We start from the raw sequence: 14285 nt of genomic DNA, 5'->3' as shown, positions 1-14285 counted from the left end.
TCATGACGATGGCGGCGGTGCAGACCGCCGCCCGCCTGCTGGCGGCAATGCAAGCGACGCCATGGTCGATGCCGATGAGCTGGCAGCCTGGCTGCGTCTGGAACAGACGGCCGGCGTCGGCGCGGAAACCGCGCGCCGGCTGCTGGCGGCCTTCGGCCTGCCGGCCAATATCTTTTCCTCTTCCTTCTCCGCTTTGCATAAAGTGGTGCCCGAACGTATTGCCTACGCCTTGCTGGCGGCGCCGTCGGAAGTTCTCCAGGCGCTGATAGAGCGCACCAAGGAATGGCTGCAACAGCCTGGCAACCGGCTTTTCACGCTGGCCGACAGCAGCTATCCGCAAGCCTTGCTGGACATTTCCGATCCGCCGCTGATGCTGTACGTGAAGGGTCGCGCCGAACTGCTGGAGCGGCCGGCCATGGCCGTGGTGGGCAGCCGCAACGCTACGGTCCAGGGCATCGCCAATGCCGACCGCTTTGCCGAAATCCTCAGCCAGCGCGGCCTTACCGTTATCTCCGGCATGGCCTTGGGGATAGACGCCGCCGCCCACCAGGGCGCTTTACGCGGCGCTGCCGGCAATCCCGAGGGTGGCAGCACGGTGGCAGTGATCGGCACCGGCGCCGACATCGTCTACCCGGCGCGCAACCGTGGGCTGGCGCACCAGATTGCCGAGGCCGGCTGCATCGTCAGCGAGTATCCGCTGGGCATGCCTGGCGTCGCCGCCAACTTTCCGCGCCGCAACCGCATCATTTCCGGCCTGGCGCGCGGCGTGCTGGTAGTCGAGGCAGCGGCCCAGTCCGGTTCGCTGATCACCGCCAGGATGGCGGCCGAGCAGGGGCGGGATGTGTTCGCGATCCCCGGTTCGATCCACTCGCCGCTGTCGAAAGGCTGCCACCAGCTGATCAAGCAGGGCGCCAAGCTGGTGGAATCGGCCCAGGATATCCTGGAAGAGCTGGGCAGTTTGCGGGCAGTAGCGGCAACCCCGGCGGAACCCGCGGCGCTGTCCGATGCGGCGCCGGCTGACAGCAGCGGTCAGAAGCTGCTTGCTATACTCGGGTATGATCCGGTCAGTTTCGACGTTCTGGCGGCGCGCAGCGGCAGCGATGCGGCGAGCCTGGGCGGGCAGTTGCTGGAGCTGGAGCTGGCGGGGCTGATAGAGGTTTTGCCCGGCGCAATTTACCGCCGCATCGGCTGATGCAAGCCAGGCGCAAGGATGATGATATTTTGCCATTTCGGGCGGTCCGGCATAAATCTGCGATACTAATATACGTATACTGTCGGCTGAAACGGCTTCATTGCCCTGCGTTTTTGCGCTTACCCTTGTACTTTGCTTGTCTTACCCTTACCTTAGCGATACAGTAGAACCATGTTTGAAGTCCTTGTTTATCTGTATGAAACTTATTATCGGCCCGACGCCTGCCCTGAACCGGAGGCTTTGGTCAAGAAGCTGTCGGCGATCGGCTTTGAAGAAGAAGAGATAGCCAAGGCGCTCGGCTGGCTGACGGACCTGGCGGAAACCAACCACGAGTTCGCCGATAAATACCCGCAGCAAACCGCTTTTTCTTTTGGCATCCGCATTTACGCCCAGCAAGAGATCGATGTGCTGGGCATTCCTGCGATCGGCTTCATCCAGTTCCTGGAGTCGGCCAAGATGCTCAACCCGGTGCAACGCGAGATTGTCATTGAGCGCGCGTTGACCGTCAGCGAGACTCCGGTCCCGCTCGACAAACTCAAGGTGATCGTATTGATGGTGCTATGGAGCCAGGGCAAGGAGCCGGACGGCTTGATGTTCGACGAGCTGTTTCTCGACGAAGACGACGATCCTGAGCCGCGCCAGCTGCACTAAACACGACTTTCACCTGCTGCATGCTGGCCAGACCGAGGTCTTGCTACTTGCGACTTTTCCAACAACCCGCTTATCATTGGCCGCATCGTGCGGCGCCGGCTGTGAAATTTGCTGCGAGTTACTACTATCAGTTTGCTGCTAAGGGTTTGCTGCAAAGAGTTTACTGATATATTACGGGAGATTTCCCGTTGGCAACTAAATTTCCGGACTGCCGCGGCGAGCCAAAGCAAAAACATGCGCTGAAATAATGCGCGCTACTTTCGAGACAACACTATGAGCAAGACCCTCATCATTGCCGAGAAACCTTCTGTCGCGAACGACATCGCGAAGACGCTCGGCGGCTTCACCAAGCACGATGAGTACTTTGAATCGGACGAATACGTCCTCTCCTCGGCGGTCGGCCACCTGCTGGAAATCGCCGTTCCTGAAGAATACGACGTCAAGCGCGGCAAGTGGACCTTCACCCACCTGCCGATGATCCCGCCGCATTTTGCGCTGAACCCGATCGCCAAGACCGAGTCGCGCCTCAAGGTGCTCAACAAGCTGATCAAGCGCAAGGATGTCACCGCCCTGATCAATGCCTGCGACGCCGGGCGTGAAGGCGAGCTGATTTTCCGCCTGATCGCGCAATATACGAAAGCCAAGCAGCCGGTCAAGCGCCTGTGGCTGCAGTCGATGACGCCGGGCGCAATCCGCGACGGCTTCACCCACCTGCGCGAAGACAAGGACATGCTGCCGCTGGCCGACGCCGCCCGTTGTCGCAGCGAAGCGGACTGGCTGATCGGCATCAACGGCACGCGTGCAATGACCGCCTTCAATTCGAAAGAAGGCGGTTTCTATTTGACCACCGTCGGCCGGGTGCAGACACCGACGCTGTCGATCGTGGTCGAGCGCGAAGAGAAGATCAAGAAGTTCGTGCCGCGCGATTTCTGGGAAGTGCGCGCCGAATTCGTGTGCGCCGCCGGCATCTATGAAGGCCGCTGGCTCGACACTGCGCACAAGAAAGATGAAAACGATCCGGAAAAGCGTGCCGAGCGCCTGTGGAGCAAGGCTGCCGCCGAATCGATCGTGGCCGCCTGCCGCGGTAAGCTGGGCAACGTCAAGGAAGAATCGAAGCCGACCACCTCGATGGCGCCGGCGCTGTTCGACCTGACCAGCCTGCAGCGCGAAGCGAACTCACGCTTTGGCTTCTCCGCCAAGAATACCCTCGGCCTGGCGCAAGCGCTGTACGAAAAACACAAGGTGCTGACCTATCCGCGTACCGATTCGCGCCATTTGCCGGAAGATTACCTGAGCACCGTCAAGCAAGCACTGGAAACGGTCTCCGAGAACAATAACTATCAGCAGTTTGCCGCACAGATCCTGAACAAGGGCTGGGTCAAGCCAAACAAGCGCATTTTCGACAACACCAAGATCAGCGATCACTTTGCGATCATCCCGACCACGCAGGCGCCGAAGAACCTGTCGGAACCGGAACAGAAACTGTACGACCTGGTGACGCGCCGCTTCATGGCCGTGTTTTTCCCGGCAGCCGAGTTCCAGGTCACCACCCGCTATACGGAAGTGTCCGGCCACCAGTTCAAGACTGAAGGCAAGGTCATGACCAATCCGGGCTGGCTGGCGATCTACGGCAAGGAAGCCGCGGATGAGAAGGATCCGGAAAACAGCGGCACGCTGGTTGCAGTAGCCAAGGATGAGAAGGTCAAGACCGACAAGATTACCGCCAACGGCCTGGTCACCAAGCCGCCGGCGCGCTACACCGAAGCGACCTTGCTGTCGGCGATGGAAGGCGCCGGCAAGCTGCTGGACGACGGCGAGCTGCGCGAAGCGATGGCCGGCAAGGGGCTCGGTACGCCGGCGACGCGTGCTGCCATCATCGAAGGTTTGCTGAACGAGAAATACCTGCTGCGCGAAGGCCGGGAAATGATGCCGACCGCCAAGGCGTTCCAGCTGATGACCCTGTTGCACGGCCTCGGCGTCGATGAGCTGACCGAGCCCGAGCTGACCGGCGAGTGGGAACACAAGCTGTCGCAGATCGAACGCGGCACCATCAGCCGTGAAGAGTTCATGCGCGAAATCGCGCAGCTGACCCAGATCATCGTCAAGCGCGCCAAGGAATACGATAACGACACCATCCCAGGCGACTATGCGACCCTGCTGGCGCCGTGTCCTAACTGCGGCAGCGTGGTCAAGGAAAACTATCGCCGCTTTGCCTGCACCAAATGCGAATTCTCGATGAGCAAGACGCCGGGCAGCCGCCAGTTCGAAATTCCGGAAGTCGAAGAACTGCTGACCAAGCGCACCATCGGTCCACTGCAAGGATTCCGCTCGAAGATGGGCCGTCCGTTTGCCGCGATCCTGAAAATCAGCCGCGACGAAGAGATCAAGAACTACAAGCTGGAATTCGACTTCGGCCAGAACGACGGCGAAGGCGAAGACGGCGAGGGTGTCGATTTCACCGGCCAGACCGCACTCGGCCCTTGCCCGAAATGCGGCAACGGCGTCTACGAAATGGGCCTGGCTTACGTCTGTGAAAAATCGGTGGCAAAACCGAAGGCTTGCGATTTCCGCAGCGGCCGCATCATCCTGCAGCAGGAAATCCTGCCCGAACAGATGGTCAAGCTGCTTAACGACGGCAAGACCGATTTGCTGCCGGGCTTCATTTCGCAGCGCACGCGCCGTCCGTTCAAGGCCTTCCTGGTCAAGGGCAAGGATGGCAAGGTCAGCTTCGAGTTCGAAGAACGCAAAGCCAAGGCTCCGGCCAAGGGCAAGGCCAAAGCGGCTGCGGTGGAAGCGGAAGAGGGCGAAACAACAGCGGTAGCGAAGAAGCCGGCGGCCAAGAAACCGGCGGTGAAAAAGGCGGCGCCCAAAAGAGTGGTCGCCAAGCGCAAGGCCGCATAAAGCCTGATTCGCACCAGAAAAAGCCGCTTCCTGAGCGGCTTTTTTATTGGCGCCGGAATAGCCTGGATCACTGGCTCGGTGATTTTGCCGTGCCACGCTATGGCCACGCTTCGGCTACACTTGCTTATTGCTTTTGCTCACCGGATATTGCCATGTCCCTGGATCATCCTGCCGTCGCCCGCGACGTGGTTCGTCAACTGGAAGCTTCGCGCATCCGCGAGGTCGCCAACGTCGGCATGGGGCGCGACGACGTCTTGCCGTTCTGGTTCGGCGAGCCGGACCAGGTGACCCCGGCCTTCATCCGCGATGCGGCCAAGGCCGGGCTGGACGACGGCGATACCTTCTATACCCACAACTATGGCATCCCGCCGCTGCGGGCGGCGATCGCTGCCTACCTGTCCGCCTTGCACCAGCCTGTCGATAGCAGCCGGATAGCCGTTACCTCATCCGGCGTATCGGCGCTGATGGTATTGTCGCAGCTGATCATCAATCCCGGTGACCGTGTGGTGGCGGTGACGCCGCTGTGGCCGAACGTCGCCGAGATCCCGAAAATCCTTGGCGCCGAAGTGGTGCGGGTGGCGCTGCGGTTCGGCTACACCTGGGAACTCGATTTGCAGCAGCTGCTGGATGCCTTGACGCCGGACACCCGCGCCGTCCTGCTGAATTCGCCCAACAATCCGACCGGCTGGGTCATGCCGCGCGAACAGCAGGAAATCGTGTTGGCGCATTGCCGCCGGCACGGCATCTGGATTGTTGCCGACGATGTTTATGAGCGGCTGGTGTATACCGAGGCCGGCGCGCCGCAGTGCGCGCCTTCCTTCCTGGATATCGCGGACGCCGATGACCGCCTGATTTCTTCCAACAGTTTTTCCAAATCGTGGCTGATGACCGGCTGGCGGCTGGGCTGGCTGGTAGCGCCGCCGACCTTGATGACAGACATCGGCAAGCTGATCGAATACAACACTTCCTGCGCCCCGGCTTTGTGCAACGCGCCGGCGTCGTTGCCATCGAACGCGGCGACGAAATCATCGGCAGCACGGTGATCCGTTATCGCGCGGCGCGCGATTTCCTGTACCAGCGCCTGAACGCCTTGCCGGGGATTACCGCGCCGCGGCCCAAAGGCGCGATGTACCTGTTCTTCCGCGTCGACGGCGTCGGCGACAGCCTGGCGCTGTGCAAGCAGCTGGTGCGCGACGCCGGCCTCGGCCTGGCGCCCGGCAATGCCTTCGGCCCGGAAGGCGAAGGCTACGTGCGCTGGTGTTTCGCCAGTTCCCTGGAGCGCCTGGAAGACGGCGTGCAGCGGCTGGAGCGCTTTCTTTCGGCCTGACCTGACGCCTGTTTCATAGGCTGGAATCCTCTGCCCAGCAGTTCCCCTGATAATTCAATTGCTGTTTTGGCAAGCAAGGCAGCGGCCTTGTTTTTTTGCGGGATCTGGTGCTATCATCGAAACGCGCAAACGTTTGCGCGCTCAAGATGGCGGCATACCGATCCGCTGCTCAACAACAAATTTCAGGAGACTTTTGATGAATACCCGTATCCGCCTCAAGCTGATTGCCGCCACCATCCTGGTCTGTGCCTTGCCGTCTCTGCCAGCCATGGCGCAGACCGCTGCCAAACCGAAGGTTGCGCTGGTGATGAAGTCGCTCGCCAATGAATTTTTCCTGACCATGGAAAACGGCGCCAAGGAACACCAGAAGGCCCACGCAGCGCAATATGACCTGATCGCCAATGGCATCAAGGACGAAACCGATACTTCCAACCAGATCAAGATCGTCGAACAGATGATCGTTTCCAAGGTCAACGGCCTGGTGATCGCTCCCGCCGATTCCAAGGCGCTGGTGCCGGTCATCAAGAAGGCGATCGACGCCGGCATCATCGTGGTGAATATCGACAACAAGCTGGATGACGCAGCACTCAAGGAAAAAGGCATCACGGTGCCGTTCGTCGGCCCGGATAACCGCCTGGGCGCCAAGCTGGTCGGCGACTATCTTGCCAAGCAGATCAAAACTGGCGACAAGGTCGGCATCATCGAAGGTGTCTCGACAACCTTCAATGCACAACAACGCACGCTGGGCTTCCAAGATGCCATGAAGACCGCCGGCGCCAATGTGGTTGCCGTGCAGTCCGGCCAGTGGGAAATGGCGCCGGGCAACCAGATCGCCGCCGCCATGCTGAATGCGCATCCGGACATCAAGGCATTGTTGGCCGGTAACGACAACATGGCCCTGGGCGCAGTCGCCGCGGTCAAGGCCGCCGGCAAGACCGGCAAGGTGCTGGTGGTCGGCTACGACAACATCAACGCCATCAAGCCCATGCTGAAAGACGGCCGCGTCCTGGCGACAGCCGACCAGTTCGCTTCGCAGCAAGCGGTGTTCGGCATCGAGACGGTATTGAAGGCGATTACCGACAAGAAAGCCCAGAACACGCTCGGCGGCACTGTTGAGACCAAGGTCGCGCTGGTAACGAAAGACAGCAAGTAATTCAATTGACGGCGTCAATTAACGGCGTCAATTAACCGCGCCAATTGACTGCACAACCGCGCGGGGCAAGGTAGGGAGTACCTTGCCTTGCTCCGCCAAGTATAACTACAGCTGTCACTGCTGGAGTACAGAATGTCCAATGAATCCATGGCGGCGGCGCGTTCCGACGGACGCGCCGTTGCATCCGCAGTTCCCTTGCTGAGTTTGAGCGGCATCGGCAAGACCTATGTCGAGCCGGTCTTGAGCGACGTCTCTATCGGCATCAGCCCGGGCCAGATCCTGGCGCTGACCGGTGAAAACGGCGCCGGCAAAAGCACGCTGTCGAAAATCGTCTGCGGCCTGGTCGACGCCACAACCGGCAGCATGCTGCTCGACGGCCAGCGCTACCAGCCGGGTTCGCGCAAGGAAGCCGAACATCTCGGCATCCGCATGGTGATGCAGGAACTGAACCTGATCCCGACCCTGAGCATCGCCGAAAACCTGTATTTCAACCAGCTGCCGCACCGCTTCGGCTGGATCGACAAGGCCAGGCTGGCACAGGACACGCGGATCCAGATGGCGGCGGTAGGACTGACCGATCTCGATCCCTGGACGCCGGTCGGCGAACTGGGCGTGGGCCACCAGCAGATGGTGGAAATCGCCCGCAACCTGATCGGCAGCTGCCGTTTGCTGGTGCTGGACGAACCGACCGCGATGCTGACCAACCGCGAAGTCGAGCTGCTGTTCACGCAGATTGCGCGGCTGCAATCGGAAGGTGTCGCCATCATCTATATCTCGCATCGGCTGGAAGAGCTGAAGCGCGTGGCCGACCGTATCGCGGTGCTGCGCGACGGCCAACTGGTATGCGACGACGCCATCGGCGGCTACAGCACCGAAGCGCTGGTACAGCTGATGGTCGGCCGCGCCGCCGAAGCCGAGCTGGATCTCGGCCATCGCACCATCGGCGCGCCGTTGCTGCGTGTGCGGGATATCGGACGCGGCAAGGTGGTTGCACCTACTTCATTCGATTTGCGCGCCGGCGAAATCCTCGGCGTCGCCGGCCTGATCGGCTCGGGCCGGACCGAATTGCTGCGCCTGATTTTTGGCGCCGACCGCGCGGACCAGGGCGAGGTATTCATCGGCGACCAAACTCAGGCAGCGAAAATTTCGTCGCCGAAAGACGCCATCGCCGCCGGCATCGCCATGATCACGGAAGACCGCAAGAGCCAGGGTTTGCTGCTGCCGCAATCGATAGGCCTTAACACCACGCTGGCCAAGCTGCCCGCCGTCAGCAAGTTCGGCGTGCTCGACCGGCAGGCAGAAGCGGCAGTCGCCGACGACTACATCAAGCGCTTGCGAATACGTTCGCGCAACGGCATGCAGGCAGCGGGAGAGCTTTCCGGCGGCAACCAGCAGAAGGTGGTGATTGCGCGCTGGCTGTACCGCGATTGCCCGATCATGCTGTTCGACGAACCGACCCGCGGCATCGACATCGGCGCCAAGTTCGATATCTACAAGCTGCTGGCCGAGCTGTCGCGCCAAGGCAAGGGACTGCTGATCGTATCGAGCGACCTGCGCGAACTGATGCTGATCTGCGACCGCATCGCGGTGATGAGCGCCGGCAAGCTGGTAGACACTTTCGAGCGTGGCCAGTGGAGCCAGGAGACGATCCTGGCGGCGGCGTTCAGCGGCTATGTGAACGGCAATAGTAACGGTAACGACAGCGCTGCCGCAGATGCATCCGCCGCGCAAGCTGCCTGAAGCCCCCAACTTTTTCGAAAATCATGACAACTCTCTCTTTTACCCGAAGCATGTCCGGCCTGAAGAATTACCTGGGCCTGATCGGTGCGCTGCTGGCGATGTGCATACTGTTCTCCATCCTCAGCGAGAACTTCCTCACGGCAGCTACCTTTACCACTTTGTCTAACGACATTCCGACGCTGGTGGTGATGGCGGTCGGCATGACCTTTGTGCTGATCATCGGCGGCATCGACCTGTCGGTCGGTTCGGTGATGGCGCTGGCGGCTTCGGTGCTGTCGATGGCGATGGTGCGCTGGGGCTGGCCGCTGTTTGCGGCGGCCACGCTGGGCGTACTGGTGGCCAGCTTGTGCGGCATGCTGACCGGCCTGATTTCGGTCGGCTGGCGCATTCCTTCGTTCATCGTTTCGCTGGGCGTGCTGGAAATGGCGCGCGGCCTGGCTTACCAAGTCACCAATTCGCGCACCGAATATATCGGCAGCGCGGTCGATGGCATCAGTTCGCCTATCCTGTTCGGCATGTCGCCGGCTTTCCTGTCTGCCATCCTGATCGTTGTCGTCGGCCACCTGGTATTGACCAAAACGGTGCTCGGACGCCACTGGATCGGCATCGGCACCAATGAAGAAGCGGTGCGCCTGTCCGGCATCAATCCGCGTCCCAGCAAGGTGCTGGTGTTTGCGCTGATGGGTTTGCTGGCCGGGGTCGGCGCCCTGTTCCAGGTATCGCGGCTGGAAGCGGCCGATCCGAACGGCGGCGTCGGCATGGAGCTGCAAGTGATTGCGGCGGTGGTGATTGGCGGCACCAGCCTGATGGGCGGGCGCGGTTCGGTGGTCAGCACCTTCATAGGCGTACTGATTATCTCGGTGCTGGAAGCCGGCCTGGCGCAAGTCGGCGTCAGCGAGCCGATGAAACGCATCATCACCGGGCTGGTGATTGTTGCTGCTGTGGTGCTGGACACATATCGCCGCCGCGGCGAGCGTTCGACACACTAATACCAGGCATTGAGTAAATAATATGGCGACCATCAAGGATGTAGCGCGCACGGCCGGGGTTTCGTACACCACGGTTTCGCACGTCCTGAATCAGACCCGGCCGGTCAGCGCCGACGCCCGGGCGCGGGTGCTGGCGGCGGTTGAAGCCATGGCCTATGTGCCGAGTGCTTTGGCGCGTTCTTTGAAAAGCAAGGCTACCGGCAGTATCGGCCTGATCATCCCGAACAATACCAATCCGTATTTTTCGGAAGTGGCGCGCGGCATTGAGGACAGTTGTTATGCCGCCGGCTACAGCGTCATCCTGTGCAACTCCGACGACGATCCGGCCAAGCAGCGCGATTACCTCAACGTGCTGCTGACCAAGCGCTGCGACGGCCTGATCGTGGCCACACTGGCGCAGACCGACGGCGAACTGTTGCGCAAGATGAAGGTGCCGACCGTGCTGCTGGACCGGGCGCCGAAAGACATGGCGATCGACCTGGTGGCGGTCGACAATGCCGCCGGCGGCGCATTGGCGGCCGCACATCTGCTGAGTTTGGGGCGGCGTCGCGTCGCCTGCATCGGCGGTCCCCAAGATATCGCTATTTCGCGGGAGCGGATCGGCGGTTTGCGCCAGACATTGCTGGCAGCCGGCGTGACGCTGACGGAACCGTTGCTGGCTTATGCCGATTTCACCAGCGCCGGCGGCTACCTGGCGGCGCGCAGCCTGCTGGCAGGCTTTGCATCTGCGCCTGCGCAGGCCCCGGATGCGATTTTCTGCTGCAACGACCTGATGGCGATAGGCGCTTTGCGTGCCGCGGCAGAACTTGGCATCGCGGTGCCGGAGACGTTGGCGGTGGTGGGTTTCGATGATATCGACCTGGCGCAGTTCGTCCATCCGACCTTGACCAGCGTGGCGCAGAATACGCGCCGGCTCGGCCAGCTCACGGCCGAATGCCTGCTGCAAAGGATCGCCACGCCCGACCGTCCTTTGCAGCGGCTGTCGATTGCGCCTGAATTGCATATACGCGGCTCGACCGTGCGAATGTAGGGTGGGCACCTGTGCCCACGCGTGACCTATCAATAGTCATTTTTATTTAAAGAACACACAATGATCGTCATCATCGGCAGTATCAATATGGACCTGGTGCTCAACGTGCCGCGCATGCCGCTTCCCGGCGAGACCTTGTCGGGCGGACGTTTCCAGACCATTTCGGGCGGCAAGGGCGCGAACCAGGCGGTCGCTTGCGCGCGTCTCAGCGACGCTAGCGTAAAGGTGGCAATGGTCGCCTGCCTCGGCGACGACGCCTTCGGCAACGAACTGCGGGCTGCCTTGCGCAACGACGGCATCGACGATAGCCATATCAGCACAATAGAAGGAGAAGCTTCTGGCGTGGCTTCGATCCTGGTCGACGCCAGCGGCCAGAACAGCATCGTGCTCGCCGCGGGCGCCAATGACGCGCTGAGCCCGGCGCATATCGATGCCGCGCGCAGCCTGATCGAACAGGCGCGCATCGTCGTCCTGCAGCTGGAAACGCCGTTGGCGACAGTCATCCATGCGATCAAGCTGGCGCATCAGCTGGGTAAAACCGTGGTGCTTAATCCAGCACCTGCGCCGGCGCAAGCCTTGCCGGCCGATCTGCTGGCGCAGGTGGAATACCTGATCCCGAATGAAATCGAGGCGGCCATGCTGGCCGGCCTGAACGCCGCCAGCCTGGATAACGACGCTGCCATCGAGGCAGCAGTCCTCAAATTGCGCGTCAACGGCAGCAGCAATGTGCTGGTCACGCTGGGCGAGAAGGGCGTGTATGCGGCGCTGTCGTCCGGCTCGATCCATTTTTCCGCGCAGCCGACCAAGGCGGTCGACACCACCGCTGCCGGTGATACCTTCATTGGCGGTTTTGTCGCCGCGCTGGCCGAAGGCCGCAGCGAAGCCGACGCCATCGCCTTCGGCCAGCGCGCGGCAGCCCTGAGCGTGGCGCGCATCGGTGCGCAAACCTCGATTCCCTATCGCCGTGAACTGGAGGCTTGAGATGAAAAAAAGCCCATTGCTGAATATCGCGCTGTCGCAACTGATCGCATCGCTGGGCCATGGCGAAAGCATAGTGATCGGCGATGCCGGCTTGCCGGTGCCGCCCGGCGTGCCGCTGATCGACCTGGCGCTGACACGCGGTGTGCCAGGTTTCATGGATACCCTGCAAACGGTATTGACGGAAATGCAGGTGGAGCATCATGTGCTGGCCGACGAACTGCCGTTGCACAGCCCGCAGCTGGCGCAGCAGATCGAGGCGCTCGGCCTGGCCGACAAGCGGACTTTGCCGCATGCCGATTTCAAGCGCATGACGCACAGCGCGAAAGCCGTTATCCGCACCGGCGAGTTCACCCCGTACGCCAACATCATCCTGGTTGCCGGCGTGGTTTTCTGACAATATTTCAGCCGTAGATCTGACAAGCAGCTCGTGGCAGGTACAATAAAGCCATGAATATCTCATTGCCCGAACTGGAACAAGCCATCAATTACTGGCGTCTGCAACGGCCTGCGGTAGGGGAGGAATGCGCATTGTCGCCTGAGGTGAATGCGCTCGCCAACGTGTATGCCATGATGATCATCGACCATAGCAGCAGCGTGGCGCTGTCCTCCATGGACAGCGTGGCGCAGCAACTCATTGGCGCCTGGCGCCAGCACATGCTGGATCTCAGCGCCGCCGCCAGATCAGCGGGTTAGGTATGAACCAGGTGGCGCGCCTGGCGTTTGGGGGCGACCGCAGCATCGGTTTTTACCATGTGCTGCGGCATGTCAGCCTGCCTGGGTGGCTTGCCCGCATAGTCCGTGCTGAGCACGGCATTGACCGCACTTTCTCCCATCCCTTGTAAATGCAGCCACTGGCCGACCAGGCCAGCCAGGCGATCCAGTGCGATCCGGTGGGTGGCATCGGTCTTGCTGTACAGCCAGTCCGAAAACGCCATGAAGCTGGCAAACGGAGAATCGCCGAGCAGGATCGGCAGCGTGTGCGCGAAGCGGCCTGAATTGGCGACCAGGTCCCAGTAGCGCGAAAACCGTTGCAGGCGCTGCATGGTGGGGAAGTCGATCAGGCTGGTGGCGAGGATGGTGTAGGGCGGGTGCGGATCGAAGATCAGGCCGTAAGGCTCGGTATGGCGGATGATCGGCGTGCCGCGCAAGCGTTTCAGGATGCCGAACTGGATTTCATGCGGCTGGAGCGCCACCAGGCGGTCGAAACCGCGGGCGAAACTGGCGACATCTTCGCCCGGCAGGCCGGCGATCAGGTCGACATGCAGATGCGCCTGCGATTGCTGGATCAGCCAGCGGATATTCTCCGCCGCCTTCTCGTTATTCTGCTTGCGGCTCACCAGCGCCTGCACTTCCGGGTTGAAACTCTGGATGCCGATTTCGAATTGCAAGGCACCGGGCGGAAATAGCGCAATCGACTCCTTCAAGGCATCCGGCAAATGGTCAGGTACCAGTTCGAAGTGGGCAAACACCGGGTCGTCAGGACTGGCCGCCAGTTTGTCGAGGAAGAACTGCAAGATCTTCAGGCTGGTCTTGACGTTCAGGTTGAAGGTGCGGTCGACGAATTTGAACAGCCGCGCGCCGCGCGCATACAACGACTCCATCTCGGCCAGGAAATTGTCGAGTGCAAACGGCCACGCCGTCTTGTCCAGCGCCGACAGGCAGAATTCACATTTGAACGGACAGCCGCGCGAAGCCTCCACATACAAGGTGCGATGGGCGATGTCATGGTCGCTGTACAAGCCATACGGCAGGACGATATCGGCCATGGGCGGCTGCACCCCGACATGCACCTTCATCAGCGGCTTCGGGCCGTGCAGGATCTGCCGGCACAGCTGCGGCAGGGTAACGTCGCCCCAGCCGGTGACCAGGTAGTCGGCGAGCTGCACGATCTGCTGCTCGGCCGATTCGTAAGACACTTCCGGTCCGCCCAGGACGATCACCATGTCGGGCGCTACCCGTTTCAGCATCGCCACCACCTTGGTGGTTTCCTCGATATTCCAGATATACACGCCGAAGCCGACGATGGTGGTGCCCGTCTCGGCCTTGTGCGCCAGCAGCTTTTCGACAATGTCGGTGGTCTTGGCGCCGATGACGAATTCATGCAGCTGCGTAGCTTCGCGCAGATCCCCCATGTTCGCCTGCAGATAGCGCAGCCCAAGTGAAGCGTGGGAATAACGCGCGTTGAGCGTGGACAGCAGGATGGTCATGGCGGGCTAACGAAAAAGATTGGCGGCAGAAACTGCGGAATGCGCCATTTTACGCCTGCGCACCCGCAGGACCGAGGTTTTAGGGAATTTGCCAAATTGACATGGTCAACCGTG

11 protein-coding genes and 1 pseudogene are annotated in these 14285 nt (G+C 61.2%); 11 read left to right on the top strand and 1 reads right to left on the bottom strand.

The genetic code is table 11. The annotated features are described in order from the left end of the window. Positions 1-61: 61 nt before the first annotated feature. The 11 genes and pseudogenes from dprA to CFter6_RS22890 all read left to right on the top strand — a co-directional run bounded on the left by dprA (position 62) and on the right by CFter6_RS22890 (position 12657). Entirely contained in the window at positions 62-1192 is a 1131-nt protein-coding gene (gene dprA / locus CFter6_RS22940; protein ID WP_061542540.1) for a DNA-processing protein DprA, read from the top strand. A gap of 171 nt (positions 1193-1363) precedes the next feature. Beyond that, positions 1364-1843, top strand: coding sequence for a Smg family protein (locus CFter6_RS22935; protein ID WP_014008079.1), 480 nt, complete (start codon positions 1364-1366; stop codon positions 1841-1843). A gap of 273 nt (positions 1844-2116) precedes the next feature. Continuing rightward, entirely contained in the window at positions 2117-4744 is a 2628-nt protein-coding gene (locus CFter6_RS22930; RefSeq protein WP_061541857.1) for a DNA topoisomerase III, read from the top strand. A 152-nt stretch (positions 4745-4896) separates the two neighbouring features. Further along, positions 4897-6071, top strand: a pseudogene (locus CFter6_RS22925) (pyridoxal phosphate-dependent aminotransferase). A gap of 196 nt (positions 6072-6267) precedes the next feature. Beyond that, complete coding sequence (locus CFter6_RS22920; RefSeq protein WP_041742629.1) at positions 6268-7224, top strand: sugar ABC transporter substrate-binding protein; 957 nt, start codon at positions 6268-6270, stop codon at positions 7222-7224. 132 nt (positions 7225-7356) lie between these two features. Further along, on the top strand, positions 7357-8964 hold the full coding sequence (locus CFter6_RS22915) for a sugar ABC transporter ATP-binding protein (RefSeq protein WP_236904457.1): 1608 nt from the start codon (positions 7357-7359) through the stop codon (positions 8962-8964). A 23-nt stretch (positions 8965-8987) separates the two neighbouring features. Next, complete coding sequence (locus CFter6_RS22910; RefSeq protein WP_061541856.1) at positions 8988-9953, top strand: ABC transporter permease; 966 nt, start codon at positions 8988-8990, stop codon at positions 9951-9953. Positions 9954-9975: 22 nt separating this feature from the next. Next, positions 9976-10983, top strand: coding sequence for a LacI family DNA-binding transcriptional regulator (locus tag CFter6_RS22905; protein WP_061541855.1), 1008 nt, complete (start codon positions 9976-9978; stop codon positions 10981-10983). Between the two features lie 60 nt (positions 10984-11043). Then, on the top strand, positions 11044-11964 hold the full coding sequence (gene rbsK / locus CFter6_RS22900; protein ID WP_061541854.1) for a ribokinase: 921 nt from the start codon (positions 11044-11046) through the stop codon (positions 11962-11964). Position 11965: 1 nt separating this feature from the next. Further along, entirely contained in the window at positions 11966-12358 is a 393-nt protein-coding gene (rbsD, locus tag CFter6_RS22895; RefSeq protein WP_061541853.1) for a D-ribose pyranase, read from the top strand. Between the two features lie 53 nt (positions 12359-12411). After that, complete coding sequence (locus tag CFter6_RS22890; protein WP_061541852.1) at positions 12412-12657, top strand: DUF3717 domain-containing protein; 246 nt, start codon at positions 12412-12414, stop codon at positions 12655-12657. Here the strand turns inward: CFter6_RS22890 and CFter6_RS22885 are convergent. Next, the gene (locus CFter6_RS22885) at positions 12654-14171 is read right to left on the bottom strand and encodes a B12-binding domain-containing radical SAM protein (RefSeq protein WP_061541851.1); all 1518 of its coding nucleotides are present in this window, start codon (positions 14169-14171) and stop codon (positions 12654-12656) included. The two genes, CFter6_RS22890 and CFter6_RS22885, sit on opposite strands and share 4 nt — an antisense overlap. Positions 14172-14285: the final 114 nt, after the last annotated feature.

The organism is Collimonas fungivorans (genome assembly GCF_001584145.1).
Taxonomy (GTDB): Bacteria; Pseudomonadota; Gammaproteobacteria; order Burkholderiales; family Burkholderiaceae_D; genus Collimonas; species Collimonas fungivorans.
The sequence above is the reverse complement of the archived record's forward strand: the minus strand, read 5'-3'. Positions and strand labels throughout refer to the sequence as shown.